This window comes from Pseudomonas sp. PA-7-1E (assembly GCF_021605325.1).
GTDB classification, from domain to species: domain Bacteria; phylum Pseudomonadota; class Gammaproteobacteria; order Pseudomonadales; family Pseudomonadaceae; genus Aquipseudomonas; species Aquipseudomonas fluorescens_BV.
Map to the genome: position 1 here is coordinate 1 of NZ_WKFA01000070.1, position 26,711 is coordinate 26,711.

Consider the following 26,711-nt stretch of genomic DNA (forward strand, 5'->3'; position numbering starts at 1 on the left):
AAATAGATATCCGAGTCGGTTATCGGTTTGGGAGTGCTGCGCACTCCAGCGGGAGCAAGCTCCCTCGCCACACAAGCCCGTGCACAGCTAGCCCCAACGCATCACACTCAACAGCCAAACAAGGGAGAGCGCGGACGCCACCCAGATGCTCCAGTCGGTAACGCCGATCACCAGCAAATGCAGGTAGGCGCTGCCGAGAAGACCGATAAACAAGCGATCGCCACGGGTGGTGCTGATCGGCAGCAAACCGCGCCGCGGGATACTCGGCGAACGCAATTCCCAAGTGGTCATGCCCGCCAGAATCAGGGCAATACCGCCAAAGAACAGCGCAGTGGGGGTGGTCCAGGCCATCCATTCCATCATCGACTCCTCTAGACCCGGCCCAGGGCAAAGCCCTTGGCCACGTGGTTGCGAACAAACCAGATCACCAGCATGCCCGGCAGGATGGTCAACACCCCCGCCGCTGCCAGCACGCCCCAATCAATGCCGGAAGCCGACACCGTACGGGTCATTACCGCTGCGATGGGTTTGGCGTTGACCGAGGTGAGCGTGCGCGCCAGCAGCAGTTCTACCCAGGAAAACATGAAACAGAAAAACGCCGTGACGCCGATACCGGAGCCGATCAGCGGGATAAAAATCTTCACGAAGAACTTGGGAAAACTATAGCCGTCGATGTAGGCGGTTTCGTCGATTTCCTTGGGTACGCCGGACATGAAGCCTTCAAGGATCCATACCGCCAACGGCACGTTGAACAGGCAATGGGCCAGGGCCACGGCAATGTGCGTGTCGAACAACCCGATGGAGGAATACAGCTGGAAAAACGGCAGCAAAAACACCGCCGGCGGCGCCATGCGGTTGGTCAGCAGCCAGAAGAACAGGTGCTTGTCACCCAGGAAGCGATAGCGCGAGAACGCATACGCCGCTGGTAGCGCCACGCTCAGGGAGATCACCGTGTTCAGGCTCACGTAGTACAGCGAGTTGAGGTAGCCGGTGTACCAGCTCGGGTCGGTGAAGATCACCTTGTAGTTGGCCAGGGTGAAATCTTGCGGAAACAGGGTCAGGCCGCCGAGGATTTCGGTGTTGCTCTTGAAGGACATGTTCAGCAGCCAGTAGATCGGCACCAGCAGGAACAGGATGTAGATCAGTAACGGAATAAGCTTGCGCTTGCTCATGTTGGCGGCCTCAGCGGTTGGCGTCGGAATGGGTCATGGCGGTGTAGAACAGCCAGGACACCAACAGGATGATCAGGAAGTACACCAGGGAAAACGCCGCCGCCGGGCCCAGGTCGAATTGGCCGACGGCCATCTGGGTAAGCGTCTGACTCAGGAAGGTGGTGGCATTACCCGGTCCGCCGCCGGTGAGCACGAAGGGTTCGGTGTAGATCATGAAGCTGTCCATGAAGCGCAACATCACCGCGATCAGCAGCACGCTTTTCATCTTCGGCAACTGGATATGTCGGAACACTGCCCAGGCCGATGCACGATCAATCCGCGCGGCCTGGTAGTACACGTCCGGAATGGCCCTTAAACCTGAGTAGCACAGCAGCGCCACCAGTGAGGTCCAGTGCCACACGTCCATCACCAGCACGGTGACCCAGGCGTCCATGGTGTTGGCCGCATAGTTGTAGCTGATGCCCAGGGCGTTGAGGGTCGAGCCCAGCAGGCCGATGTCGGCACGGCCAAAAATCTGCCAGATAGTGCCGACCACGTTCCACGGAATCAGCAAGGGAATGGCGAGGATGATCAGCACCAGCGAGGACCAGCGGCCCTTGGTGGGCATGGTCAGGGCGATGGCGATGCCCAGCGGGATCTCGATCAACAGCACGCAGGCCGAGTAGATGAACTGGCGCAGCAGCGAGTCGTGCAGGCGTGGGTCGAGCAGCACCTGCTTGTACCAGTCGGCCCCGACGAAATAGCGGCTGGATTGGTCGAAAATGTCCTGCACCGAATAGTTGACCACGGTCATCATCGGGATCACCGCACTGAACGCCACCAGCAGGAACACCGGCAACACCAGCCACCAGGCCTTGTTGTTCTGCACCTTGTTCATGGCGCCACCTCCAGCAAGTAATCGTCGGCGTAGAGCATCAGCCATTGCGCGGGGAAGCTGACGGAGGCCTTGCCTTCCGGTACCGGTTTGTCCTCGGCCAGGCGCACCTTGAGGGTGGCGCCATCGAGGTTGAGGCTCATGATCTTGTAGGTGCCGAGGTCTTCCACATGTACAACGTCGGCTTGCAGGGCGTCAGGGTTGTACTCGTCCCACACGTGGATAAATTCCGGACGAATGCCGACCTGGAGCTTTTTGTAGTTGGTGGTGTCGAGACGTTGCTGCATCGCTTCGGACAGCGGCAACAGGGTATTGGCGAACCCTACACCGCCAGCCTTGGCCTGCACCTCGATCAGATTCATCCCAGGGCTACCGATGAAGTAACCGACAAAGGTGTGGCTAGGCCGTTCGAACAATTCACGCGGCGTACCGAACTGCACAATCTGCCCGCCATACATCACCGCGATCTTGTCGGCGAACGTGGAGGCTTCCAGCTGATCGTGGGTGACGTAGACCATGGTGATATTGAACTGCTCGTGAATCTGCTTGAGCTTGCGCCGCAGTTTCCACTTCAGGTGCGGGTCGATCACCGTCAGCGGCTCATCGAACAGAATGGCCGACACGTCATCGCGCACCAGGCCACGGCCCATGGAGACTTTCTGTTTTTCGTCGGCGGTGAGGTTGCGGGCTTTTTTGCTCAGCAGGTTTTGCAGGTCGAGGACTTCGGCGATCTCCTGCACTTTGCTGTGAATTCTCGCTTCGGCCATGCCCTGGTTGCGCAGTGGGAACGCCAGGTTGTCGAACACCGTCATGGTGTCGTACACCACCGGGAACTGGAACACCTGGGCGATGTTGCGCTTTTCCGGGGTCAAGTCGTTGACCACTTGGGTATCAAACAGCACCTGGCCTTCGGACGGGCTGAGCAGGCCGGAAATGATATTGAGCAGCGTGGACTTGCCGCAGCCTGACGGCCCGAGCAAGGCGTAGGCACCGCCCTGCTCCCACACATGGTTCATTTCCCGAATGGCGTAGTCTTCTGGCCCTGTAGGCGTAGGGCTGTAGCTATGGGCCAGGTTGCGCAAATGGATTTCGGCCATCAGGCAACCCTCGCGACACGGCGTCCGGGGGCCTGGACCAAGCGGCCCTGACCATCGAACACAAACAGTTTATGGGTGGGGATATACACGCGGATCGGCGCGTCGACATCGTATTCATGCACCCCCGGCAGGTGCAGCACCAGCAGGAAATGCTCACTGCGCACATGCAGGAAGGTTTCCGAGCCGCTGATTTCGGCGACTTCCACGGTCACCGCCAGCTCCAGGTCATCATCGTTGCTGGGCACCAGGCTGATATGGCTGGGACGCACGCCAAAGCGGAATTCGCCTTCGCCGATAGGACGCAGGTCAACATTGAGTGGGAAATGCACGTAATTGGCGAAGCTCACTTCGTTGCCGCTGATGCGCCCTGGCATCAGGTTGATCGGCGGCTCGGAGAACAGTTCAGCGGCAAGGACGGTTTGCGGCTGGTGGTAGACCTCGGCGGCCTTGCCGCTCTGAATCACTCGCCCCTCGTGTAGAATGGTGGTGGTGCCACCCAAGGCCAGGGCTTCGTTGGGCTCGGTGGTGGCATATATCGCGATGGTGTGGCGCGCCTTGAACAGTTCGCGCATTTCCTGGCGCAGCTCTTCGCGCAGTTTGTAGTCCAGGTTGACCAGCGGCTCATCGAACAGAATCAGTTCGGCATCTTTCACCAGGGCGCGGGCCATGGCGGTGCGTTGTTGCTGGCCACCGGACAGTTCCAGGGGGTGGCGCTGCAGGAATTTCTCGATGCGCAGCATCTTGGCGGTTTCCAGCACCTTGCTCTGGATCACCTCCGGGGACACACCGGCCTGGCGCAACGGCGAGGCGATGTTCTCGAACACGGTCATGGTCGGGTAGTTGATGAACTGCTGGTAGACCATCGACACATTGCGCAGGCGTACCGGCTTCTGCGTGACATCCACGCCGTTCATCAGGATGCGACCGCTGTCGGGCTTGTCCAGGCCGGCCATCAGGCGCATCAGGCTGGTCTTGCCGGACAGGGTGCGACCGAGCAGGACGTTGAAAGAACCGGCTTCGAACCGCAGGTTGGCGTCGTCGATCCAGGTTTGGCCGTCGACAACGCGGGAGACATGTTCCAGGGTCAATGACATGACACGACCTTTTTTATTATTGGAATGAATCTGGTGCGTTGTCAGAGCGAGTTTCGTGCCAAAACCGCAAGCGCTTGATGTGTAAGGAGATGGGTGAATCATGATGTTCAGGAGTGAACAATCCGGCTGAACAACTGAACACTGCCGGGGTTGACAATGAACAGTTGTGAACAACACTTTATGCGCGACGAAGATCAAATGTGGGAGCGGGCTTGCCCGCGATGGCGGTGCATCAGTTTGTAGATGCTGTGCCTGACCCTCTGCCATCGCGGGCAAGCCCGCTCCCACATTGTTCGATGTCCGACATTAGATGGCGCAAGACCCGACAACAATAATAAAGAAGGTCGCACGATGGCCGAACCCTTGACCCACGACACCCTTATCCAGGAATCCTGGCGCCGTTGCCGCGCCTACGGCCTGGACCACCAGAGCGCCCCCAGCTTTGACCAACTGCCCGCCGAAGGCATTCGCCAGCTCCTGGAAAGCCAGCATTCCCTGGTGCAGACCACCCACCAGGAAGTATTGCCCTACTACGAGAACATCCTCAGCAATTCCAATTGCCTGATCATGCTGGCCGACAATCAGGGCCAGGTGCTGACCTCGTGGGGCACCCAGCGGTTTATCGAACCCACGCTGGCCCGTGGCTTCAGCCCCGGCGCCAGTTGGATGGAACGCGCCAGTGGCACCAACGCCATCGGCACCGCACTGGCCTGCGCCCAGGCCGTGCATATTGAGCACGATGAACACTTCCTCAAGGCCAACCGCTTCATGACCGGTTCCGCGGCACCGATTTTCGACGCCCAGCGCGAAATCATCGCGGTGCTGGACGTGTCCAGCGACAGTTACCTGCCGCCCTCCCACACCCTGGGCATGGTCAAGATGATGAGCCAGACCGTGGAAAACCGGCTGATCCTCAACCTGTTTCGCGGCGAACATTTCCAACTGACCTTCAACACCGGCCTGAGCAACCTCGACAGCCAATGGGCCGGCCTGCTGATCTTTGATGAAAGCGGCCAGGTGCTCTCGGCCAATCGGCGTGCGGATAACTTGCTGGGCATCAGCCTCTCGCGGGTGATGATCGACGGTCTGTTCAAGGTGTCGCTGCTGGAGTTGCTCAACCAGCCGGAAGGGCTTCCCTTTGCGTTGCAAGCGGCGGGACGCAATCGGTTCCAGTGCCTATTGAAGCGCCCCAGGCAGATGCCGGTGCAGGCCCGGGTGTTCAGCCAACCGCAGCCGCCAGCACCGACCTCGATCAACCTCCAAACCCTGCATTTTGGCGATGTGCGCGTGGAAAAAGCCGTGCGCCAGGCCGAGCGCCTGCTGGAAAAGGACATTCCGTTGTTGATTCACGGCGAGACCGGCGTGGGCAAAGAGGTGTTCGTCAAAGCCCTGCACCAGGCCAGTTCCCGCAGCCGGCAGGCGTTAATCGCAGTGAACTGTGCGGCGATTCCCGCAGAACTGGTGGAATCGGAACTGTTCGGCTACGAAAAAGGCGCCTTCACCGGCGCCAACCAAAAAGGCAGCATCGGTCTGATCCGCAAGGCCGACAAGGGCACGCTGTTTCTCGACGAAATCGGCGATATGCCGCTGCCCACCCAGGCCCGCCTGTTACGGGTATTGCAGGAGCGCTGTGTGCAGCCGGTGGGCAGTAGCGAGGTATTCCCGGTGGACTTGCGCATCATCTCGGCGACCAACCGCGCACTGCGCGAGCTGGTGCAGGCCGGGCGCTTTCGCGAGGACTTGTACTACCGCATCGGCGGCCTGACCCTTGAATTGCCGCCGTTGCGCGAGCGTACCGACAAGCAGGCGCTGTTCCAGCAACTGTGGCAGCAACACCGCGAGCCGACGCAATGGGCCGGGCTGAGCGCCGAAGTGCTGAGGCTATTCGAGCAACACCCGTGGCCGGGGAATTTACGCCAAGTGAGCAGCGTGTTGCAGGTGGCGCTGGCAATGGCCGAAGAGCAGCCGATCCGCGCAGAGCACCTGCCCGATGATTTTTTTGTGGATTTGCAGGCGACAGTGCCGCTGTCTAAACCTGAACACCTGGATGAAAGTCTCGACCTGAGCCAGCGCCTGGAAGCCGTGGGCGGGAATATTTCCCACCTGGCGCGAGAGCTGGGGGTGAGTCGCAACACCCTGTACAAGCGCCTGCGCCAACACGAAGGTTGATTTAACGCCAGCTCCAGGAAACGCCGGTGTAGATACCACGCCCATCAGCGGGGGTGGAGCGTGCAGCGTCCATGCCTTTGTCGTCGTAGCCCGGCGTGACGGTGTTGGCGTAACGGCGGTTGGTGAGGTTGCGCAGGTCGACCCAGGCTTGCCAGTCCTGCTTGGGCGCGTCGTAGCCGAAGGTGGCGCCGAGGGTGGTGTAGGCCGCCGCGTAGTAGGAATTGGCGTAGTCCACCGCTACCCGTGATGCATGTTCGGTATTGAGGCTGGTGTAGAAACCCGTCGGGTGGCTGTAGCGCAGTTGCGCCTGGTAGTAGTGCTTGGGAATGCCGGGCAAGGTGTTGTCGCCGAAACGCTCGTCGTCGCGGTAGTGGAAGTCGCTGAAGGTGTAGGCCTGGCGCAGCTGGAGCTCACCGCTGCCGCCGCCGTCCCACAGCGGGCTGAGCAGGCTCAGTTCCACGCCCTGGTGCACGGTGGGGCTAGCGTTGGATTCGGCGATGATAGCGTTGCTGGTGGCAGTCTGGGCCTGGGTCTCTACAGAAAGCAGCTCGTGGCGAACTTCCGAGCGATAGAGCGCCAGGTCCCATTGGCCGAGCCAGGCTTCACCGCGCCCGCCGACTTCCAGGGTGGTGGCGGTCTGATTACGCAGCTTCAAGCCTTCGCGCTGCAACCCCGTGGCTGCCCCACTGCCCGGGCCAAAGTATTTGTTCGAACCCCAGATCATCGACCACGCGTGCGGTGGCTCTACCGAGCGGCTCAGGTTGCCGTAAATCTGCAGCTGCGGGGTGAAGTCGTAACGCAGGCCAATGCGCGGCGCGTAGTCCCAATCATGCTGACTGAGCGGCGCCTGGCCGTCGGGGTAAGTGACCTGGGTTTCGCGGCGCGTATAGATGGCGGCAAGGCCGGTGGTCAGCCACAGATCCTCCACCAGTTCCAGCTCGTTGCCTACATGCAGCACGGTATCGGAGCCCAGGTAGCTGTAGTCGCGGGTCTTGGTGCCGGGGGCATAAATGGCAGTATTGCCCGCAGGGATGCGCACGTATTCCGACGCGCCATTGTTCGGCATCGCCTGGGTAGTACGCAGGCCGAGAGTGGTGGTGCTGGCATGGCCGAACAGGCTGTCCTGGCGGATGTAATTCAGGGTGCCGCTGATATCGGTGTAGGCAACTTTGAGGCGATTGGTGCCTTCGCGCAGGTCCATGGGGTAATCGTGATAGGCCAGCCCGACCTCGACCCGAGCGTTATCGTCCAACCGCAAGGTGGTCTTGTTGGCAATCCAGGTGGAGCCCGGTTGCAGGCGCTTTGAATCGCGGGCGGCATTGAGGCTGTTGGCGGCACGCGGATCATGGCTGATCTGGTCACGCGTGAGCCTGCCGGGTGAATCGTTGGTGGTTTCGCGGTAACGCAAGTAGAAGCGCGTTTCCAGGTCCGGGTTAAAGCGGTAGCCGAAGTTCGCGGCGATGCCCTTGCCGCTGCCGGCGCTTTGGTGCTGATAACCGTCGGACTCCGAATCGGTGAGGCTGATGTAATAGTCGGCGTCCCCCAGCACTTGCCCGGAACTGACTTCACGCTGGGCATAGCCGCGACTGCCGACCTCATAGCGCACCTGTAGCTTGGGCGCGTCCAAGCCGGTGCGGGTGACGTAGTTGACCGCACCGCCCAAGGCCAATGCACCCTGATCGAACCCGTTGGCCCCACGCAGCACCTCTACCCGGCTTTGCCACAGCGGGTCCTTGAGCTCATAGGGCGTGCCGCCTGGGCCGGTAAGCGGCAGGCCGTCGAACATTTCATACAGGCCGGAGGCATGGGCACCGGGGGCGCGGTTCAGGCCCGAGCCACGAATGGACACCTTCACCCCTTCGTTATTGGCCGCCTTGGCGTACACACCGGCCTGGTACTTGAAGACATCCTCGTTGGTGCTGACACGTCCCTGTTGCACGCTGTCCATATCGATGTAATTGGTGCCGCCGGGCACGCTTTTGAGCTGCGCCTGGGCGATTTCTGCGGCACTGGCCTCAGCCGTAGTGACTTCAACCGGCGCCAATTGCAGGCCTTCGGCCTGTACCAGCGAACTGAGGGTCAAGGCGGCAAAAATAAACGGGGGGTGGCGCAGCAGCATTGGGGCAGGTCCTTGGAATCCGGGAACGTGCCGGGCCAAACCCACCACGCGAACAGTGATGGGAAGGCAGGCATGCCCGTCAGGTCACTCCTTGATGACGGACAGGGGCGTTTTAAAAACAGGATGAATCAGGTTTGGTCGTCAGGCGTTGCCAATGCCCGCATCAGGTCATCGGCATCCGACCCCGGCGGAAAGCGGAAGCCATACATTTCGTCAGTGGCGAGAATCTCCCCCAAGGTGTCGCGCAACTGGACCTCCGTGGGCGAGTCACGCAATAACTTATGCGCTGGCAGCAATAACTCGGCAGACACGCCCTGGGCGGTCGCGGCATCGATCACCGCATAGAGGATAAACCGCAAGCGTATTTCGCGATCCGTGGGCCAAACCGTTTTTCGTTTACCCAAGGGAGGGCCTCGTGTTTAAGAAAAATCCGAGGCTATTGCCCGCAGGCAAGCCTTTCAAGCTGCCGGAGGCAAGATAGGCCGCTTCCTACAGCGGAAAGGGAAACACCGCACCGATTGGTCGATGCGATGGGCCTCACTGCACCGGCAGGAAATTCATCAGCAACAGGCTTTGTGCGTAATTGAGGCCAATGCGCCGGTAGCGCTCATCAAGGATTTGGGTCAGCAGGTCCAAACGCGCCACGATCTTGCCGAACTCAACGGCAAAACTGAGGTTACTGCCCTCCTCTGATATCTCGTTGGAAAACAACAGCAGCACGCCATTGGCATCCTGACGCTGACTGAGCAGCCAGGTGGCCTTTTCGATATTGCGCGCGGCATTGCTGACAAACTGCGGGTTGATCGAGTCGGTCACATAAAACTGCGTACGCCCGCCGTGAGCGGTCACGAGCATGCTGCCAATCGCGTAGATGAACGCGCCGACGCGGTCGCCGCGAAAGTCAGGGCTCAAGGAATAACTCAGGGCAGCCAGGTCACTACGATCTCCCAGTGCGGGCAAGGGACGGCGATTTTCGATGGCCTGACGGATTTGCCGGGCGGCGGTCACTGCATCCGGATACCCCGATTGACGCCACTGGTTGGGGTTGCGCAGGTAGAGCTTGCTCATCAGCAAGTAGAGGCTTTGCAGGTTGTCACGCATCCCCAGGGTGGCCATGCGGTCGACGCTGGTCTGGAAGAATTCATCGGGCTTGCCATCGCTGAACTGCCTGGCGATATCGCGGCCCTGTTGTTGGCTGCAACCTGCGGCACACAGCGTTAATATCGCAGCCAGCAGCAGCGGCCATCGGGAGGTGGAAACAGTTGACGTTCGATCCATCGGCACCGGGTCTGATTCTGTTGGCCACCCGTGGGAGTCGGGTGGCTGGGACAGGGTAGATCAGCAGAATGGAAAAAAGTGCAGCGGTGCGGGTCAGATCAGCATCGGACTACAGACGCTGATCTGACCCGACACTTGATTCCCCGGCGTGCTAGAGCACTACCGTCGCAAGCATCCCCAAGGCGCCCAGGCAGAACCCGATCAACGCGCCCCGCCCTGGAGCTTCATGAAACAGCGCCCAGACCACCACAGGTTCCAGCAGCACTAACGAAGTGACCGAGACTACCGTGACAATCCAGATATCACCGACAACCACATACCCCAGCCAATAGGCGCCCAGCAGGCAAAGCCCGGCAAAACACATCAAGACCACGGGAAGTACAAAGACCTCCCAGGAACCACTGCCGGCCTGGGCCAACTTGGCGGTCACCACCTCACTGTAGATTGCACAAAACTCACCGACCACCATCAACCCTAGAGCAAAAACTCCGAGTAATTCTTTGGACATATCAAAAACTCCTTCGTATTCAGCGCACTGTTTTTCAGCTCCCAGTCGGCAGTGCTGCAGCCGTCGTGAGCGTCGTTGCCTTGATACGAAGGGTTCTTGAAAAGGCCCGAATTACCGAAATGCTTGTCCATGCTCATGTCCTTCAAAGGGTTGAGGCTCAGCGATCCAATACAGTGCGTGCTGATCATAGAGGCATCGTGAAGCCATTCACAATTATGCGATGCCAATACTTAAGGATTACGGTTAATTAAATGCGCCGAAAACCGCAATAAAAACCCGGCGCTGGGCCGGGTTTCATTGATCGGGAGGTCTTCAGGTAGCGGGGTGCTCACTTGCTACGGAGTCCGCCGCGTCTACATCCGACATGTCCTCCTCGATCGGGGCCTCGTCATCCGGGGGTAGCGGGATATCGTCCTCATCGCGCCTCGGGTCATGTCCCGTCTCATTATCGGTGTTACGAGTAACCGCTTGCTGGGAAATGTTGCCTGGGGCTTTCTCGTTGATTTCCATGCTGGCTCTCCGTGTATCGCTCGGGATATCCGTGCTTAAGATTGAGAGGAAGCAACGGATGGAGAGTGCCGGATGTTAGACGAATGGTGGTTCGTCTTTGAAAGGTATGAATGCGACAAACAGCATTTGTTTGATTATCAGCACACCCAAACCCAAGAAACGCAAAAGCCCCGCTTTCGCGAGGCTTTCGTGTAAATCTTGGCGGGAAACCAGGGATTCGAACCCTGGAGACGCTATTAACGTCCGCCGGTTTTCAAGACCGCTATGCAAATTCAAGCAGGCCGGGACTTTGAAGGCCTGCGGAGTTCCATTACTCAATGAAAGCGACCGAGCTACAGACCGCATTCTACAAGGGGTGCGGTTTTAGTTTTGGAACTGTTTTTGCCCCTCCCCGGCGTCCTGCCGACCGAACACAACTACCCAAAATACACACCCGCTACTACGCTGTTCACTCTCTGGAGGAACACCGATGACGAATTCAGATCTACTCCCTTCTCTACTCTCTAAGCTCTACGAAAACCAACTGGCCCTCGAGGCCTCTATCATGGAGCTCTCAAACTGGGTTGAGCAACGCGGCTCTGCTGACGTGGCCGATAACATTCGGGGCGCTCTTCACACCATTGATGAGAACGAAAAATTCATCAAGCTAACCCTGGGCGTCCTCATGGCGCCAGACTGAAAACCTCTCGTCGGCTCAAATCGCGCCATTTCGAAACCTCGATTACTGTACGCACATACAGCATTCGAGATTTTGCTATGGACGTTGACATGGACACCGATGATTGGCTCCGTTGCCCCACTCCACTGGAGATGTACCAGCACCAGTGCTCCATGCTGCAAGATGATATCTGCGGCCTCGAGCGCAAGCTGACCATAGCTCGAGCGAATATTGCTGGGCTGATCCAAATGAATGATTCGCAGGCAATAGACAAGGCCATTTTGGCAAAGGAACTAAAGTCGGCGCTTGAGCGCTTGGCGTCCGTGAGCGCCGAGCCTTCTGGCACTTTGAACTATAGAGCAGTGGACGTACTGAGGGATCAACGCGACTACCTGCTAAGGGAGAATCAGCGCCTTCTGGCCAAAATTCGTCAGGCTCAAGCGCCCAGCGCCAGCTAGGCTGAATGAATTGCCGGAGGGTCCTACCATGTGCGGAAGACTTTCACAGTACCGAGGGATCCACGACTTCGTTGCAGCGCTGAGCATGCCCAACGCTCTGGCGAACTCCGTGGGTGATCAGCCGATTGAGCGGTACAACGTAGCCCCCACAACTGCGGTTGCGCTGCTCCATTTGCAGGGAGATCTGCTGCACGCCGATCCGGTGCGCTGGGGATGGCGACCGCACTGGGCGAAGGACCGGGCGGCGCCCATAAATGCCCGCGTCGAGAAGGTCGCCCACGGCCCGTTCTTTCGGGCGATCTGGCCCCACCGAGCAATTACGCCCATCGACAACTGGTTTGAGTGGGTGGATGAAGGCGGGCCCAAGAAGCAGCCCTACCTAATCCGCCGGCGGGATGGTGCACCGATATACTGCGCTGCTATCGGCCAGCTACCAGATCCTGATGAAGGCCCGGGCGAGCATGACGGCTTTGTGATAATCACCGCCGACAGCGCTGGGGGCATGGTGGACATTCATGACCGCAGGCCTGTGGTGCTAACTGCCGACTTGGCGCGGGAATGGCTGGACCCGTCCACGCCCAAGGAGCGCGCCGAACAGATGGTGTTGCACCAGGGCGAACCGTCCGAGGCTTTCGAATGGTTCAAGGTCGGTATGGCCGTGGGCAACGTTAGGAGCAAGGGGCCGGAGCTAATCCAACCAACCAACGTATAGTATGGAATATGTCGCAGCCAATTGGTTGGCAGGTCGATCAAAGCGCCATGAAGCTAGGTTGACAAAACCCTGAATTCACCATAACGGGATTTTTCTTCATGCAATTCAGGTAACGGGATTAGGTTCGAGCAGGCAACATCACCTTTCATGATATCTTCCCGCCACACCCGATTTTATTGAACAATGGGGTAGAAATAGAAACCTCGAAGGTCAGGCGAGTTCGGGTTTTCGACTGCTTATGGCGATAATGTGCAAATGATTAGGGGCAGCGGCCCTCACCCAAAAAAACATTCCTACTGCGATTGAAGTGGAGAATTGATAATGAGTAACTCATATCGTAGCATGCCAACTATTAAAACAACCTTAAAGCCAAAAATATATTTATCAGGCCTTTTACTCTTACTTATAAGCAGCTCTGTTTTTGCGAACTCCAGCACATCTTTTGCCGATGAAAATCTCGACATGTATGACGCAAAAAACCTAATAGAACAGGGAAAGTATAAAGAGGCAGAGACCATACTACTAAGAGAAGAAAAAACCATAACCGATATTGGAAAACTATGCTCCATATACAGCTCAATGCTAGGCATAGCATCAATAAGCGACAACAAAGAAGAAGGAGCAAAATATGCCAAATTATTTCAAAAATGCTATAAAGAAAACAGTACGTCATATATTTTTCTTGGGGCCATGGCTATCTATTACAAAGGAGAGCACGGAAGAGCATTACGCATCATGGACGAACTCTTAGGCAAGATAAACAATGAGCTTACCGAGAAAAAAATATCAGACTTCCAAATTTTCGCGAACAAGAATATAACATCGGCTATCTATAGACTTAAAGCCTCTGACCTTCTGATCCGCCAAGATCCACAAAAAGTGAAAGCCGCTATTATTTCATTTGCAGAAAAATCTTATGAAGCAACACCATTTGGTGACGCCGAAGTCTTCTTAGCTGCTATTTACAAACTTTATGGCGATACTGAGCGCTCGAAATCAATTATAGAAAAAAGTGATGGAAGAACTACAGAGGCACACACCGTTGATGTAATTTTAAAATCAATCAAGCAGAAAGTAGATAATGCTTCAGTCTCACCTTAAGGACGTTGACTTGGAAAATTGTGGCAACTTTCAAAAACAACTTAACTTACCGAGACACCTCCCTGACATACGCTTGGCACGCCCGTAGCGCGATCAATCCTTGGTCTCCGGCATCGGTGATGCCAATAATTCTTTGAGCATGCGCTGGGTCAAGTTGGGCTCGACGGGCTGCATGAACCACGCCGACGGCGCCGGTAGTGGCAGGCACGTTGCAGACACTGGTTGAATCCTCGGCAAGGAGGACTGACAGCCGCACATCAGCAGTAGCAAGCTGGTCACGAAGGCGAGCTTGGTTGCGTTGAGCATCTGATAATTCCTGAGTGTGTTGTTGGTCTTGCACCGCAATCTTCTGCTCAGTGGCTAGGCGTTTCTCCTGCTCGGCTTTCTGCTGTCGCCAGGCCTCGTTGGTGATGACGTCGAGCTGCCCCTGGTGCGCGGCGATCTGCACGGATAGCTGTTCAGACAGTTGCCTCCCCATTCGCCAGTCCTGAACCCTCCAGGTGACGCCTGCGGCGCTGGCCATCAGCACCAGAATTAGCACCGCCAGGCCAGCCAGCTTCTGCACCGGGGTCATGCCAGCACCTTCAGCGCTTTGTCGTACAGCGCCTGGCGGTCGTCCTGACCAGTGAGCCCACCGTTGATGCGTCTGGTGATCTTCACGAACTGCCCCTGATCCGCGAGAGTGTTCAACCCTCGGGTGGACCAGAACCACGCCGCCGACATCGTGGCGTGCTGTGGCAGCTCCAGCAGATCGGGACGAGTGATCAGGTCCAGGCCCAAGGCTTCGCCACAGGCGGCATAGTTCGCCCGGCCAGTAACTTGGATCAGCCCGCGTCCACGGTACTTTGAGCCATCTCCCTTCACGGTATTGCCTAGGTCAGAACGGCCTTCATATCCGGCCTGCTGCGCCGTGGGGCCCCAAACTTCACGCACATGACGCAACTGTGCCGACTCATGCCCGACCTGGGCAATAAACGCGGCGACACGCAGTTGGCCGATGATTCCGTAGCGACTCATAGCTGTGTTCAACACAGAAACAAAAACGCCCGCAACTGGGCGGGCGTTCGGGAGGATTTGCAGCAATTGCAGCTGGGTGATCGACATACAGACTCCTAATAGGATAAACCCGCGTTGCGGGCATCATTGGCAACAAGCCCGGGTCAAAGGTTTACAACCTTGCCGGGGCCTTCTTCCTTCTTCTTTTTCTTGCCCTTGGCGGTTGCCTTACCCTTTTTCCCGCCATTGCATTCAACGGTCGTACTCCAGCCGGATTGGGTGAAAACCTGTTCCACCGAATCCACCAGGTACTCACCATCCAAGCCCACCTTGAAGCCCTGAGCGTTAAGTTGCCGTTCGGCAAATAGATCAGTGCGCCCTGGCATTTCCAGGCGCACGCCGGCGGTAGAACGGTTGAAGGCGGCAAGCCGGGCTTTGGCCGCTTGCTCAGCGGCGCTTTTGTTGGGGTAGATATGCCGGTCCGTGTGAACCGTGGGCAGGCCGCCCGGGGCGTCCTCGTTGTCCAGGGTGACAATCGAAAGCTTTCCGGTGGCCTTGTCTTGGTGCTTGGTCGCTACGGCTTTATGGGTGCTACGGTCGCCCAGCCGAAATTGCCAGCGGCTTACATCGCTGCGCGTTACGGTAACGACGCCCAACGCTTTGCCGCTCGCGCTTTGCCCGCCCTGCCGGGGCATGACTACCAGCTTTCCGTCACCGACCTTCGCCGTACAGTCGTATTGCTTGGCCAAGCGCGTGATGAAATTAAAATCCGACTCGCTCAGCTGGTCAGTCCTAGGCACTTTGGTGGCGACCGAACACGCGGCCTGCCAGCCGTTCCTGGCCGCGATATCGCGCACGATTTCCGACAACGGCACGTTTTCCCAGCTGCCGCTGCGAATGGTCTTACCGCTCCCGCGCATGTCGCTGGCCTTGCCTCTGATTACCAAGGTGTCCGGCGGGCCGGACAACTCCACTTCGTCCACGACATAACGGCCCAGGCGGGCCAACCCGCTGCCGACATACCCCAGGTAAATCTCAATGCCGGCACCGCGCGCCGGTAGCGAGACCACGCCGTCACGGTCATCAATGCGCAATTCAAACTCGTCCGAATCCATCCCGGGCTTGTCCGAAGTGCGCAACAGCAAAAGCCGATCGTTAATCATGGCGGTAATGTCAGCGCCGTCCGCGACGATGCGAAAAGTTGGTTTCATTGGGCGATCCCGAATAACGGATAGACTCAGGGCCTGGCCGCTATAGAATTTGCGGCTGATCAATCAGCCAGTAAGGAATGAATGGATGAAACGGATTTGCCTAGTGGGCTTACTCGCCTGGGCCGCCCTGCCCGCCATCGGCCAGGAAAAGCTCAGGATTATTGACCTGGGCGAGCCCGACCCAACGACCAGCCAGGCGACCAGCGAACCGAGACCGGCCGCCACGGCGCCCACAGCGGGCCAGGCCCTGGCCTTTATCAAGCGGTTGAGTGCGACTGTAGAGAAGGGCATGGAACAACTCAGAAGCTCGCAGGCCGACCCGACCCAACAGCGCCGCCAGGCTCAAGCGCTGGCCGCGCTCGAGGACGAAGCGCAACGGTTCGGCGTGCTGTTTACGCCCTTCCACAAGTGCAATGAGGCTGCCATAGACGCTGCATCAGCCTGGCAAGGGCTGATAGCCAACGATGCCAAAGGCTTCGATAGCGCGTTTGACAGCTACGCCAAGGCCGAGACGGAATGCCGGGAAGCGGCGGACCAAGGCTAGTCCCACAACATCACTACTTCTTCCCGCGCGGCCGGCAGGTCAGGCAGCACAATGACCACGCCGGCGCGGTAAGGCTGCACCTCATCGGCAAGGCCCTGATTGGCGTCTAGCACGGCTTCCATGGTGCCGTTGAGGTGGCCGTAGAAGTTATGGCAAATGGTGTCCAACAGATCCCCATCAGCCGTTCTGCATGTCGTCGCCATAGCGCACAAACTCCAAAGTAAACCCCTGCTTGCGCGGGATGCCGCCTTGCAACAGCGCGCTTTGTTCTTCCTCAATGCTCTTGAGGCACCAGTTGCCCAGGACGTGGCCATAGCCGGTGGTCAACCCCAAAGGCAGAAGGCGCGAACCAATACGGCGAAGCGTGTCCAGCTGCTTTAATCCTCCCTTGAAGCCCGGGAAAATGGCGCCCTTGAGCGTCATTTTCTCATCACCCATGCCCACGGCTTGCTGTGCCGGCCGCCGGCTTAAACGCTCCTGCGAAGCCCAGCGGAATTCTGTAGACCGCCGCAGCTCATCAAAGGCCGCCGTATCCAAGTTGAAGAAGTACGGTTCTGCCTTGGGGTCTAGCGGCTGAATAATCAGCAGGTGCGGGAACGGCTTAACCGCCTCCGGCGCCGGCGTCGCATTGGTGGCAAACGCCCCCGTGGGGAAAATGTTGGCCAGCGATGGACTGACCTTGCCGGCGATTTTGTTTATCGCCGCCCCGGCCTTCCCGGTTTGCTCTTTCAGCACTCCCATGCGTTCGTCAATTTGCGACATGGCGCGGGAAGCCTTGTTATAGGTCTCCAACACCGTGCCGGCCTTTGCCTGGGCTGCGTTCACACCGCGCATCACGCGCTGAAGCTTTTCACCCACGGCCGGACCAATCACTGGCAGCCCCTCCAGCTCAGACGCCGCCCCGGTGATTTCGCTAATAGCCCCATTAAGGGGCCCCATCATCCCATCAAGGCTACGCCTGCCCGCCTCTCCAGTCGTGGCCAGGTACTTAAGCCCGGCCTGGAGCTGGTCTAAATACCCCGGGTCTTTCGTGTCTTTGTCCACGTCCCCCCCTTACCCCACATGAGGCTCATCAAAAAGGCTTGCACTTGAAAGCTGACGGCTGATTTCTTGCCGATGGTTGTGCAAGTACGGCTCAATTTCCCGGGCCAGCTGCTGGGGGTCTTTCACATCCCCTTTCACGGTCAAATGGAACGGAGCCGCCACATGCACCACCTGCTCAAACTTCGCCCGTTCCGGCTTCACCGGTGGCACCGGCTTAGGCAGTGCCGCACCAGGCTTAACGGCCGACGCCTGGGCCAGCGCTCTAACCAGATCGCCAACCTCAGACCCAGGACCCTTACGCGTAACGCCCTGCCCATCAAGAACACGATCAGGCATCAAAGCCGGCGCCGGTGCTTCCCCCTTGCGCCCGCTGGCAGGTACAGCCAAGGGAACCGGAAGCAGCAGTGGTGCCCTGTTACGGCGCTCTGGCAGCCCGCCAGGTGCGGCTGGTGCGGTTACACGCACAACCGGGGCAAGCGCCAGGACTGGCGCAGCTTCACGCCCTGGGGCAGCACGTAGCGGCCCCGCAGGCGCATCTGCCGACGGCATCGGCTGAACAGGCGCAGCATCACGCCCAGGAACAACCTGCACCGTCGCCGGCGGCGCCATCGCCTGGACGACCGGCGCCAAAGGCTGAACAGGCGCAGCATCACGCCCAGGAACAACCGGCACCGTTGCCGGCGCCGGTGTCACAGGCGCCGCGTTACGGCCTGACGGCGTAACTGCTTCCGACCTCGATGGCGGTCCGGGTGCCGCCACCGAGGGCCGCAGAAGCATCAACGGCACCGGCGGAGCCACTTTCGGCGGCGCCTTGAATGACGCGGCAATATCCCCCAGTACCGGCGGAATATTCTTGCCGGCATCGGCCATCATCAGCGGACCTGCCGCCGACATTACCTTCGTTGCCGGGTCACTGCCAAACATGGCCTTGCCGGCATACCCGCCCAGGGCCTGGCCGCCGGTACTCCCCAAGTAAGCCCCGATCAGGCCACCCACCACGGTACCAATCACCGGCACCATCGAACCGATGGCCGCGCCGGCCGCAGCACCGGCCAACGCGCCGGCTAAATTTCCCGCCGCCTCACCGTAACCCTCAGCCATTTCATCGCGGGTTTCGGCGTGGTCATAGGTATCCTTGGCCATCAACAGCGAGTCGACCGCCGCAAACACCGCCGTGCCCTTGACCATGCCGCCGGTATTCATGCCCATGCCCTGGCGCACTGGTGCAGGGCGAGCCGAACCCGGGGCAGCAGTAGGCGCAGTTGCTGCCGCCCGTGACGCTGCCGAGGGCGGTTTGCCCCTCTTGGTTTTTTTGCGGCGCTTACTGTCGCCAGCATCCATGCCAGGACCATCAAGCCCGCCTGCCGGCATATTGGTGACGATTACGCGCTGGGGAATGTTTGGATCACCGCCGCGCAGGCCGCCACGGGCGATATTCACCAGCCCCCGGCCGATCTTCACGCTGTTTACAACGCCCCGAAACCCAATAAGCCCGGCAGTGATCGCGGCGACACTGGAAACCACCTTGGGCGACTCATCGCCCAGCGAGCTAAGCCCACGCCCAACCCAGGCCAGGCCATCCGCTACACCGTCCGTCATTGGGCGGATAGCGTCGCCAATCATGCGCATAGAGTCGTCCATGCTCTGCGCCATCTCAGCCCACTTCTGCGCGGACGCCTCTCGGCGCTCGGCCAAGTTCTTATCCAGAATGCCCGTGGCTGACTTGGAGTCGTTCTTGAGCTGTTCGTATAGCGCTTTGTTCTGCGTGTAAGCCGTGAGGGCGGCTTTCACTTGCATGTCGGCAAAAATATCGCCGGTTCGCAATGCCTGCTCCAAAGAGTCAATCATTGCCTTGGCTTTTACCGGGTCGGTCTCCTTGTTGATCTTTGCGGTAGCCTCGGCCATTGCCTTGGCTTTCGCCGGGTTCGTCGCCGCAACGTAGCGCTGGGCCAGCGCCAAGCTCGCCTCCAGCGTCGACATGCCCTTTTGCAGCCCTGTCTGCATGGAACCCTGATAGTCGATCCCGGCCTTTTTGTAGGCCGTGACGGTATCGCGGGCGCCGATTTTCTCCATCCAATTTTTCAGGTTGTTGGCCGCCTCATCGGCACCACCTGCAGTTTTCATTTGCACTTGCAGCATGGCGCCCAGCTGCGTCACGGCATCCATGCCGGTAATGCCCAGCCTGCCCATGCCTGCCAGCATTTCCGGTGCCCATCGGGCCATGTCGCTGGCCTCGAAGCTACCGGCCTGGCCCTGATAGGCGATGGCCTCAAGGGCTTGTTGCATGACCTTGGGGTCGGTGATTTTGGCGTTCTGCCCCAGGGCGTTGATCATCTTGGCGGTGTCTTCAGCACCCGCCCCCTGACCCACGACGAACTTGGCCGCCGTAGGCGCATACGACAGCGCCTCAGACAGATCCATGCCCGCCCCAACCAGGGAGTTCACCACCTGCGCTACTTCATTGCGGCCCATTCCCGCGTCACGGGAAGTCTGCAAAATGGTTTGGGACATTTGCTTTTCTTGCGGGGCATTGGCAATGCCCGCCTTGATCGCAATATCCCGAATAATTGCGCCATAGTCAGCGCTGACCTTCGTAGGCACCGCCACAGCGGCCGAAAACCCCACCGCCTGGCCGACAGTGCTTTTCATGCCCTCGCGGCCGGCCTGGATTTGCTGGTGGCCCAACGCTTTAAACTCAGCATCGCGCGCCGTACGGCCCAACGTCTGATAGGCCTTTTCCAACCTACCGACTTCGATGCCCTGTTTCTTCAGGCTGGCCAGGTTGGCATCGAGCTTGGTCAGTAGCGTGCTTGCGCCCTTCTCCCCCGCCAGGTGCGCCTTGCGCCATTCCTCCCGAAGCCGGATCGTGTCGCCAATGGTGTTTTGAAGAACCCGGGCTTTTGCCCCGGTCGCCTCCAGGCGCTTTATGCGGCTTTCAACGTCCTTGAACGCCGAACCCACGGTGGAGCTGACAGCCCCACCAATGACGATACCAAGCGCTAATTTGCTTGCCATGTGCTTGCCCTATGCGTCGGGTGGCTCGATAGCGGCTCAATCCGTGAGCCACCACACCATGTCTGAAGCCGGCATGTCCAACAGCTCAGCAGCCGAAAAGTGCAGCTCGGCCGCCAAGCGTTTGGCCATCATTTTCAATTGCCCGGTGTCACACCCCGACTTCGTTATCCAGGCGAAAATAGCCTTCTTGAAGGCGCTTGTAGTCCACCGTTTTGATAGCGCCCAAGTCCTTGTCCCCGATTTGGGTAAGACTGCACAGCAGGTTGACTTCCAGCTGCTCCTGATCGCCGTTAGCCATGGCACTAGCGGCGCGAAGGTCGCGCAAGCACGGCGCGCGCATTGCGATCTTGTCGCGCTTCATGCCGTCGACCTCAAGCGGATACTTGAGCGTCACCACGGCGCCGTCGGCCGACAGTTCCAGCCACTCGGGCAATGTATTTGGGTTAGTTGCTTTCATGTTCTTTTATCCTTAAAGAGCCAGGGCGGTGCGCATTGCTGCGTATTGGTCAACACCGTTGATAACCCGCACACAGGCCACGGGGTCGATTTCGTACATCACGCGGCCGTCGATTTCCAATTTGTAGTAGGTGACGGCAATCGAGTGTTTCAGCTCGGCCTTTTCACCGGCTTTCCAGTCGCCCAGGTCCAGCTCTTTGAGCATGCCGCGAACGGTCGCAACGACTGGCGTAATGCGGCCTTTCTGGCCCTTGAAAGCCCCGCGAAACACCGTATTGCATGCCGTCTGATCAGCGAGCCCCACGAACTTCATGGACTCGCGGCGGACGCCAGTAGTGACGAAAGCGGCCTCCATCTTCTCCAGGCCCATATCCATTTCGATGGATCCGCCCATACCGCCGCCGCGATATTCGTCTGTCTTCACCACGATTTTGGGGAGGGTCATGCTTGGCACGTCACCGGCGAAGCTCATGCCATCCACGAATAGGTTGGTATTCACCAATACTTCAGGAATCATTTAGCGGCCTCCTTAGGCGGCAGTGTCGAGGACTTCGGTCAACCATTGGTTGGTGACTTCAACGCGGAAGTTAGGGTTTTCTGCCGGCGGCACATCGGTAAATCGGATGTTCCAGAACACCTTGCCTTGCTCCAGCTGGCTCGCCGTGTTCAGCTCACCATCTGCGTAAACTTCGAAGTTGATTACCGCGCCCTGGAGCTTCAGGTCACCCATAAACGCCTGAAGCCCATTAGTCACATCGCTGACGTAGGTCTTAGTAATGCTGCGATCCACCGCCCATTTGTGGCCGGCCAGAATTGCGTCCATGACGATATCGACGGTACGAACGCGGGTAACGAAAGCCCATTTCGCATCACTGGAAAGCGTGCGGTTGCCCCACAGGCGGTAGCCGTCATCGCGAATGATGGTGGCAATATTGGCGTTATTGAGCAGGTTGGCCCGGCACGTTTCATCACCGTCCAAAAACTCAATAGGGCGGGTGGTACCGGTGATGCCCACGAATTCCTTGTTGGAAGGCGACGCCCAAAAACCGTACTCGGCATCGGTATAGGCGAACATCCCCGCCACCCAGGCGGAGGCCGGCGAATCAATGGTTTTACTCGCTACGGTGTCGAACTGCTGAACGCCCGGATCTACCATGTAGATGCGCTTACTGCCGAAGTTCTTGGCGTACTCCATGGCCGCCTCGTCGGTCGTATTAGGACCGTCAACGATGGCAATAGCGCGCAGCTTCGTTGCCAGCCCATCCATGGCCGTGGCCACTGCTTGCGTGGCGGAATGACCCGGGGCCACCAACAGACGCGGCTGGGCGTTGAACCGGCTCTTGCCATCCAGCAGCGCCTGTAGGCCTGTACGCTTACCATCGGCCTTCACGCCGCCGATGATGGCCGAGGTTTGCAACGCGGCGTCTTCAAGCTTGGCGACGCCACAGGCGACAATCACGGCCTTGGAACGGGTGAGGATGGCTTTAGCGGCACGCGTAATAGCGGAGTCTGGCCCGAAGGCGGCCACCGCTTCGCTTTCGCGGGTCAGTAGCACCAGGTCGCCAGGCTGCGCCGAGAATTCCGGCGCCACGGTGAAGGTGTCCACCAGGCCGATAATGGAAGAGGACGGCAGTGCGATAGTGCGCGCGCCGGTGTCGACCAGCGTTACGGTAACGCCGTGAAAACGACTTGTAGAAGGCATAGGCCCAATCTCCAGACATGAAAAAGCCCCGCACTGGCAGGGCTTTAGGGTTTTAGCGAGGAATGAAAAACGCCCCGACAGTGCGGGGCGTTATGGGGTTTGCTGATCTATCCAGGCGGGCCTGATAGGGCGGTGTTTCGTGTCGGGGAAGTCCGGCGCCTGGGGCCAGTCGCGCAACGACTGCATGTAGCCCAACAGTTCGCCGTACTGCTCCACCGTCAGCGACGTGGCGCCGCCCAGCTCCACCTCATCACGGTGACGCTCGCGCAGCCACTTGACGCTTTCCAACTCACCGTCGCGCCACCGGCGTTCCGTGCTGGCGTCTTCTTCGGCGGTCGATATCGGCGCAGTCTTGCCGCCTTTCTCAACCCAGGCCAAGTAGGCCACCCAATCGTTATTGCCCATGTCCTGGGGAATAAACACTCCGTCCGGCAAGCGCTGAACGCCCGCCGGGCTAAATTTATACTTGGTAGTATCCATGAGCCTCCCCTTTAAATTTCAGCATCAGCGGTCCACTCGATTTGCAAGGTATAGCCAGGTCCCGAGCTGCTCGGCGGGATGCAGGACAAAGAAAAACCGGTAGCCCACAAGCTTTGAATGTTGGTCGCCGTGCATGGCTTTTGCGAAGACTGCGCCCAAATCTGTGAGCTTTCCTCGCCAGGCGAGAACAGCGTTAGTGTGGGCACCACACGTTTAACCTCCCGAAAATCCATACGCAAAGCTGACTGTGATCCCTGCGCCGGCCCCGACTGTGTAAACGTTGCAATACAAGTCGATGGGCCATTGTTCGACTTATTGGGGTGATCCATGAGAAACGACTTCTCAAAGTACCGAAGGCAGGCGCTGAATTCCTCTTGAACAGTGCGCAGATCATAAGGCGTAGCGACGCTGCCAGACTCGACTTGGATATTGGTGATATCCGTAACATGCGAGCCAGCTCCCTGGCTCGATAAAATCAGTTCAAGGTAATCGTTAGAGACACCTACGTCTTTATTCACCACCGACGCTAAATCAAGCGTGACAATGAACTTTTTATAAACCGGAGTCAGATCAACTGACGCTCCAACATCAATATCCGGCTGACTTGAACCAACACCAAAGCTCTGTCGAAGGATTACAGAGCAAACGTGCGAGACGCTACTTCTCATAAAGAACGAAATTGTAACTTTCCCGCCTGCCAGCGTTTTCACATTTTCTATGCGCTGGCTTAAATTCCAGCCGTAGCCCGCGCCCTCCCGAGAAAGGCGCAAAGAGTATTTGGACTCGTTAATTCTGGCTTCTTGCTCAACATTCAGCTGACTCCAACTACAAACAGCATTGGCTGGGCTGTAGATCCTCCATCGATCTGGACCGAATGCACTTTCAGGGCCGCCACTGACCCTGCCTACAACGCCTGATTTGCCGCGCTGCCATACTTGAAAAGCACCATTGATCAACCGATTTTTACGGTAGACATGTACAGGAAAGTCTTGCTTCGGGCTTTCAATTTGAGCCCTCACCGATTCAGTGTTGGCCACCCGCTTAGAACGGTCATCCACAGGGGCTGTAGGCGCGTTCTGCCCACCAAGCCACTGGAACGCCAGGGCCGAAGTGCCAAGCACCAGCGGGCCATCACTGACCAGTTGCCAGATGGTATCGGCGTTTACCGTACCCCGCTCCACCGTCACCATCAGACCGGGCGTTACCTTGTCGCTGCTGTCTGCGTCGACCGAGCGCGTCCAGCTATCAGGCCCGACTACATACAAACCGTTGTCTTTCGCCTGCGCCTGATCTTTTACCAGCACCCGCGAACCCGCTGGCACCGCGAAGCCGTCAATGGCTTGAATGCCCGCCAGGACCACGGGGCCCGTGGTAGCGACCAATACCGACTGCTTAAAGTCCAGTCTGTTAATGGCTCCGGCAATAGACTCGTCTACATACCGGCGCGTTGCCGTTACGACCGAAGGGTCGATATTCAGCACCACGTTCGTGGAACTCTTGACGATGAAGTTCATGCGGACGGTTTGCGTCCGTCCGGCGCCTTGGGAAAGCTTCGGCTTGAAGCTCGGCGCGCAGTTGGCCACCGCCACTAGATCCCCGTCCGAGTCAAATAATCCCAGCTCGCGAATCCAGAAGCCGCCCTCATCGGACGGGATAATCTGCTCGGCCACAAGGATGCCGGGGTTAGCCGGATCAGGGCCCAGCATGTTCAGCGGCGCACGGCGGCGCTCGTTGATCAACACCTTCTGCAAACGGTCAGGCATTGGATCAGTATTATTGGCATCCCCCACGGCCATGTGGGTTAACTTCCAAGTTAACAGGCCAGCATCGGCTTTAACTTGCTTGGCCTCCCCCACGGCCGTAAGGATGGCGAAAAACTGCGAATTGGCATCAATCATGGGTATACATCCAAAAGGTCTATGGAATGCTCGCGGCCCGGCACGCCGACATAGCAGTCGACCGAAATAAAGGCAGGCGTCAGGGGATAAACTTCAAGGTCATCAATAGTGTGTTCACGACCGCCACCACCGATAACACCGGTCGCCTCGATGTCGCGAAGTACCGGCGGATAAACATCAATCTCGTCACCGTCATAGGCACTTGCAAAGATGTTGATAGCACCGGTGCTTTCGAGGCTGATCGCCAAACCCGTCAGGTGCCGACTTACCGGCTTGGCGTCATCAATCAGCCTTTCCAGCTCGGCATACATTTCTTCGGTAATGCCGGTCTCCAAAACGCCAACCTTGAGGGCAAACGTTCCCGGCACCCCTTCGGGTGTCGTTTCGTACCAGTGCTGCACGTCGATCAAGTACCCAAGCGGCTCAACGACCCGCCGCAAGGCACCTACAGTGCCCTTGTGGGCATGCACAAAGAACGATGAACGGATAACCGAACGCTTGACCGCTTCCGACCAATTGTTGTCCCAGCGGTCGACCGACCACGCCCAGGCCAACAACGGCAGATACGCAACCGGGCATAAGTCCGGGTTGTAGAGTATTCGCAACGGTATGTCGGTCTTTCCGCCCGTGGCGGCCTCTATGGCGCGCTCCAGAAGCGTGCTATTGAGCGGCAGAAGACTTTGCATGTCAGTCCCCCAGCTTCACAGTTACGCCCGTGCAGTAAGCCGCCTGGGCCTTGGTAGGCCGTATATCTACCCACCCAGGCAAATCCACGCGCCTGACTCCGCTGATATGCGCCTGCGCGTCGATCCCGGAGCGAGCAACTTCAACACCCAGTCGGCGCCGAGGGTTTATCCAGGCGTTAAGGCGGCGTTCTGCCTCAATCAGAAGGCTCTCGTTTTCGGAGCCGGAACCCTCCATGTGCAAAATCGCGTCAATGCGATATTTGATTACCTCGGCGCCCTGCACGTGGATTCTGTCCGCCACCGGCAAAATATTGTCCTGGCTAAGGTGCGCCTCCACTTGCTTCAGTAATGCCGGATCAGCCGCGCCATCGCCGTTAAGGTGCTGCACAGTGACCACTACCACCGCCGGCGAAGGGCTTTCGGCCGTAGCGTCTCCCACCAGCGCCGAGGCGTTACGCGCATGCCAGATGTAACTGTTACGCGAGCCGGCCGTGGTCAGCCCTTCGAAAGCCGCTTGTACGCGCTCGCGCAACGCATCGTTGGATTCCATCACTTTCGGCGTGGGGGGAAACGTTGTCAGATCCTCGGCCTGAATTACCAGGCGCTGGACACTGACGTTCGCGGCGAGCTGATCGAGGTCGCCATCCTGGGCGTATGCCAACAACAAAGCCTTAGCCGCATCGTTTACCCGGGCACGCTCCTGCACGCGCCGATACGCGCCCAGCTCCAGCAACTTAACCACCGGATCGCTTTCAATCGGCGCGCTCCAGTTGTCCCCCATGAACGCGCGAAACGTTGCTAAGGAAACTCTGAAGAAGACTTCCAGATTTTGGCAAAATACCCGGATTCCACCCGCTGAGTTTCCCCATGAAGCAGATGACCTTCGCTGACGCCGAGTACGCCGGTAAGCGCAAACAAACCCGCAAAGA

At 58.5% G+C, this 26,711-nt stretch carries 29 protein-coding genes; 6 read left to right on the forward strand and 23 right to left on the reverse strand.

The genetic code is table 11. From position 1 onward, the window contains the following. Nucleotides 1–87: 87 nt before the first annotated feature. Genes GIW79_RS26340 through GIW79_RS26360 form a run of 5 tightly spaced genes read right to left on the reverse strand, consistent with a single transcriptional unit; the run spans nucleotide 88 to nucleotide 4,237 of the window. The gene (locus GIW79_RS26340) at nucleotides 88–360 is read right to left on the reverse strand and encodes a DUF2160 domain-containing protein (protein WP_014718862.1); all 273 of its coding nucleotides are present in this window, start codon (nucleotides 358–360) and stop codon (nucleotides 88–90) included. Nucleotides 361–371: 11 nt separating this feature from the next. Next, nucleotides 372–1,172 (reverse strand): carbohydrate ABC transporter permease, encoded by an 801-nt coding sequence (locus tag GIW79_RS26345; RefSeq protein ID WP_003232361.1) that lies wholly within the window; start codon nucleotides 1,170–1,172, stop codon nucleotides 372–374. Nucleotides 1,173–1,182: 10 nt separating this feature from the next. Then, nucleotides 1,183–2,049: a carbohydrate ABC transporter permease gene (locus tag GIW79_RS26350; RefSeq protein WP_003192014.1), complete on the reverse strand. Its 867-nt coding sequence runs from the start codon at nucleotides 2,047–2,049 to the stop codon at nucleotides 1,183–1,185. Next, on the reverse strand, nucleotides 2,046–3,143 hold the full coding sequence (locus GIW79_RS26355; protein ID WP_236454543.1) for an ABC transporter ATP-binding protein: 1,098 nt from the start codon (nucleotides 3,141–3,143) through the stop codon (nucleotides 2,046–2,048). Before GIW79_RS26355 ends, GIW79_RS26350 begins: the two co-directional genes overlap by 4 nt. Further along, nucleotides 3,143–4,237 carry an ABC transporter ATP-binding protein gene (locus GIW79_RS26360; RefSeq protein WP_236454540.1) on the reverse strand — a complete coding sequence of 365 codons (1,095 nt, stop codon included), beginning with the start codon at nucleotides 4,235–4,237 and terminating at the stop codon, nucleotides 3,143–3,145. The genes GIW79_RS26355 and GIW79_RS26360 overlap by 1 nt, the downstream gene beginning before the upstream one ends. Before the next feature lie 351 nt (nucleotides 4,238–4,588). Between GIW79_RS26360 and GIW79_RS26365 the strand changes: the two genes are divergently transcribed. After that, entirely contained in the window at nucleotides 4,589–6,406 is a 1,818-nt protein-coding gene (locus tag GIW79_RS26365) for a sigma-54-dependent Fis family transcriptional regulator (RefSeq protein ID WP_057974894.1), read from the forward strand. Between the two features lies 1 nt (nucleotide 6,407). On the opposite strand, the gene GIW79_RS26370 is transcribed toward GIW79_RS26365, so the two are convergent. The 5 genes from GIW79_RS26370 to GIW79_RS26390 form a co-directional block, all read right to left on the reverse strand. Next, nucleotides 6,408–8,525 carry a TonB-dependent receptor family protein gene (locus GIW79_RS26370; RefSeq protein WP_236454536.1) on the reverse strand — a complete coding sequence of 706 codons (2,118 nt, stop codon included), beginning with the start codon at nucleotides 8,523–8,525 and terminating at the stop codon, nucleotides 6,408–6,410. Nucleotides 8,526–8,653: 128 nt separating this feature from the next. Further along, nucleotides 8,654–8,929 (reverse strand): hypothetical protein, encoded by a 276-nt coding sequence (locus GIW79_RS26375; RefSeq protein ID WP_054898274.1) that lies wholly within the window; start codon nucleotides 8,927–8,929, stop codon nucleotides 8,654–8,656. A gap of 133 nt (nucleotides 8,930–9,062) precedes the next feature. Then, entirely contained in the window at nucleotides 9,063–9,803 is a 741-nt protein-coding gene (locus tag GIW79_RS26380) for a hypothetical protein (RefSeq protein ID WP_057974897.1), read from the reverse strand. Nucleotides 9,804–9,954: 151 nt separating this feature from the next. Then, nucleotides 9,955–10,311 carry a hypothetical protein gene (locus GIW79_RS26385; protein ID WP_233453243.1) on the reverse strand — a complete coding sequence of 119 codons (357 nt, stop codon included), beginning with the start codon at nucleotides 10,309–10,311 and terminating at the stop codon, nucleotides 9,955–9,957. A 312-nt stretch (nucleotides 10,312–10,623) separates the two neighbouring features. Next, nucleotides 10,624–10,821 carry a hypothetical protein gene (locus GIW79_RS26390; RefSeq protein WP_032900739.1) on the reverse strand — a complete coding sequence of 66 codons (198 nt, stop codon included), beginning with the start codon at nucleotides 10,819–10,821 and terminating at the stop codon, nucleotides 10,624–10,626. Nucleotides 10,822–11,290: 469 nt separating this feature from the next. On the opposite strand from GIW79_RS26390, the gene GIW79_RS26395 reads away from it, so the two are divergent. From GIW79_RS26395 to GIW79_RS26410, 4 genes are all read left to right on the forward strand, one after another. Then, complete coding sequence (locus GIW79_RS26395) at nucleotides 11,291–11,500, forward strand: hypothetical protein (protein ID WP_236456538.1); 210 nt, start codon at nucleotides 11,291–11,293, stop codon at nucleotides 11,498–11,500. 89 nt (nucleotides 11,501–11,589) lie between these two features. Further along, complete coding sequence (locus GIW79_RS26400; RefSeq protein WP_236456540.1) at nucleotides 11,590–11,937, forward strand: hypothetical protein; 348 nt, start codon at nucleotides 11,590–11,592, stop codon at nucleotides 11,935–11,937. A 28-nt stretch (nucleotides 11,938–11,965) separates the two neighbouring features. Continuing rightward, nucleotides 11,966–12,649 carry an SOS response-associated peptidase family protein gene (locus GIW79_RS26405; protein ID WP_236456542.1) on the forward strand — a complete coding sequence of 228 codons (684 nt, stop codon included), beginning with the start codon at nucleotides 11,966–11,968 and terminating at the stop codon, nucleotides 12,647–12,649. Nucleotides 12,650–12,970: 321 nt separating this feature from the next. Next, on the forward strand, nucleotides 12,971–13,750 hold the full coding sequence (locus tag GIW79_RS26410) for a hypothetical protein (RefSeq protein WP_236477441.1): 780 nt from the start codon (nucleotides 12,971–12,973) through the stop codon (nucleotides 13,748–13,750). A gap of 46 nt (nucleotides 13,751–13,796) precedes the next feature. Here GIW79_RS26410 and GIW79_RS26415 read toward each other — a convergent pair whose 3' ends face one another. The 3 genes from GIW79_RS26415 to GIW79_RS26425 are packed head-to-tail and all read right to left on the reverse strand — an operon-like array spanning nucleotide 13,797 to nucleotide 15,957. Next, nucleotides 13,797–14,324: a lysis system i-spanin subunit Rz gene (locus GIW79_RS26415; protein WP_236456089.1), complete on the reverse strand. Its 528-nt coding sequence runs from the start codon at nucleotides 14,322–14,324 to the stop codon at nucleotides 13,797–13,799. Continuing rightward, nucleotides 14,321–14,854, reverse strand: a complete 534-nt coding sequence (locus tag GIW79_RS26420) for a glycoside hydrolase family 19 protein (protein ID WP_236456091.1) — start codon at nucleotides 14,852–14,854, stop codon at nucleotides 14,321–14,323. Before GIW79_RS26420 ends, GIW79_RS26415 begins: the two co-directional genes overlap by 4 nt. Nucleotides 14,855–14,910: 56 nt before the next feature. Next, a complete protein-coding gene (locus GIW79_RS26425; RefSeq protein WP_236456093.1) occupies nucleotides 14,911–15,957 on the reverse strand; it encodes a phage late control D family protein in 1,047 nt (348 codons plus the stop codon). 85 nt (nucleotides 15,958–16,042) lie between these two features. Between GIW79_RS26425 and GIW79_RS26430 the strand changes: the two genes are divergently transcribed. Continuing rightward, the gene (locus GIW79_RS26430; protein WP_236456095.1) at nucleotides 16,043–16,501 is read left to right on the forward strand and encodes a hypothetical protein; all 459 of its coding nucleotides are present in this window, start codon (nucleotides 16,043–16,045) and stop codon (nucleotides 16,499–16,501) included. Here GIW79_RS26430 and GIW79_RS26435 read toward each other — a convergent pair. The 10 genes from GIW79_RS26435 to GIW79_RS26480 form a co-directional block, all read right to left on the reverse strand. Then, nucleotides 16,498–16,704: a tail protein X gene (locus GIW79_RS26435; protein ID WP_236456097.1), complete on the reverse strand. Its 207-nt coding sequence runs from the start codon at nucleotides 16,702–16,704 to the stop codon at nucleotides 16,498–16,500. The two genes, GIW79_RS26430 and GIW79_RS26435, sit on opposite strands and share 4 nt — an antisense overlap. Next, entirely contained in the window at nucleotides 16,679–17,545 is an 867-nt protein-coding gene (locus GIW79_RS26440; protein WP_236456099.1) for a phage tail protein, read from the reverse strand. Before GIW79_RS26440 ends, GIW79_RS26435 begins: the two co-directional genes overlap by 26 nt. A gap of 9 nt (nucleotides 17,546–17,554) precedes the next feature. Further along, on the reverse strand, nucleotides 17,555–20,560 hold the full coding sequence (locus GIW79_RS26445) for a phage tail tape measure protein (protein ID WP_236456101.1): 3,006 nt from the start codon (nucleotides 20,558–20,560) through the stop codon (nucleotides 17,555–17,557). 148 nt (nucleotides 20,561–20,708) lie between these two features. Beyond that, nucleotides 20,709–21,017: a phage tail assembly protein gene (locus tag GIW79_RS26450; protein WP_236456109.1), complete on the reverse strand. Its 309-nt coding sequence runs from the start codon at nucleotides 21,015–21,017 to the stop codon at nucleotides 20,709–20,711. A gap of 12 nt (nucleotides 21,018–21,029) precedes the next feature. Beyond that, nucleotides 21,030–21,533, reverse strand: a complete 504-nt coding sequence (locus GIW79_RS26455; protein WP_236456111.1) for a phage major tail tube protein — start codon at nucleotides 21,531–21,533, stop codon at nucleotides 21,030–21,032. Nucleotides 21,534–21,545: 12 nt separating this feature from the next. Beyond that, complete coding sequence (locus GIW79_RS26460) at nucleotides 21,546–22,718, reverse strand: phage tail sheath subtilisin-like domain-containing protein (protein ID WP_236456113.1); 1,173 nt, start codon at nucleotides 22,716–22,718, stop codon at nucleotides 21,546–21,548. A gap of 90 nt (nucleotides 22,719–22,808) precedes the next feature. Beyond that, nucleotides 22,809–23,198, reverse strand: coding sequence for a phage tail assembly chaperone (locus tag GIW79_RS26465; RefSeq protein WP_236456115.1), 390 nt, complete (start codon nucleotides 23,196–23,198; stop codon nucleotides 22,809–22,811). Between the two features lie 11 nt (nucleotides 23,199–23,209). Then, nucleotides 23,210–25,096 carry a phage tail protein gene (locus GIW79_RS26470; protein ID WP_236456116.1) on the reverse strand — a complete coding sequence of 629 codons (1,887 nt, stop codon included), beginning with the start codon at nucleotides 25,094–25,096 and terminating at the stop codon, nucleotides 23,210–23,212. Further along, on the reverse strand, nucleotides 25,093–25,782 hold the full coding sequence (locus tag GIW79_RS26475) for a phage tail protein I (RefSeq protein WP_236456125.1): 690 nt from the start codon (nucleotides 25,780–25,782) through the stop codon (nucleotides 25,093–25,095). Before GIW79_RS26475 ends, GIW79_RS26470 begins: the two co-directional genes overlap by 4 nt. Before the next feature lies 1 nt (nucleotide 25,783). Next, complete coding sequence (locus tag GIW79_RS26480; RefSeq protein WP_236456136.1) at nucleotides 25,784–26,629, reverse strand: baseplate assembly protein; 846 nt, start codon at nucleotides 26,627–26,629, stop codon at nucleotides 25,784–25,786. Nucleotides 26,630–26,711 lie beyond the last annotated feature (82 nt).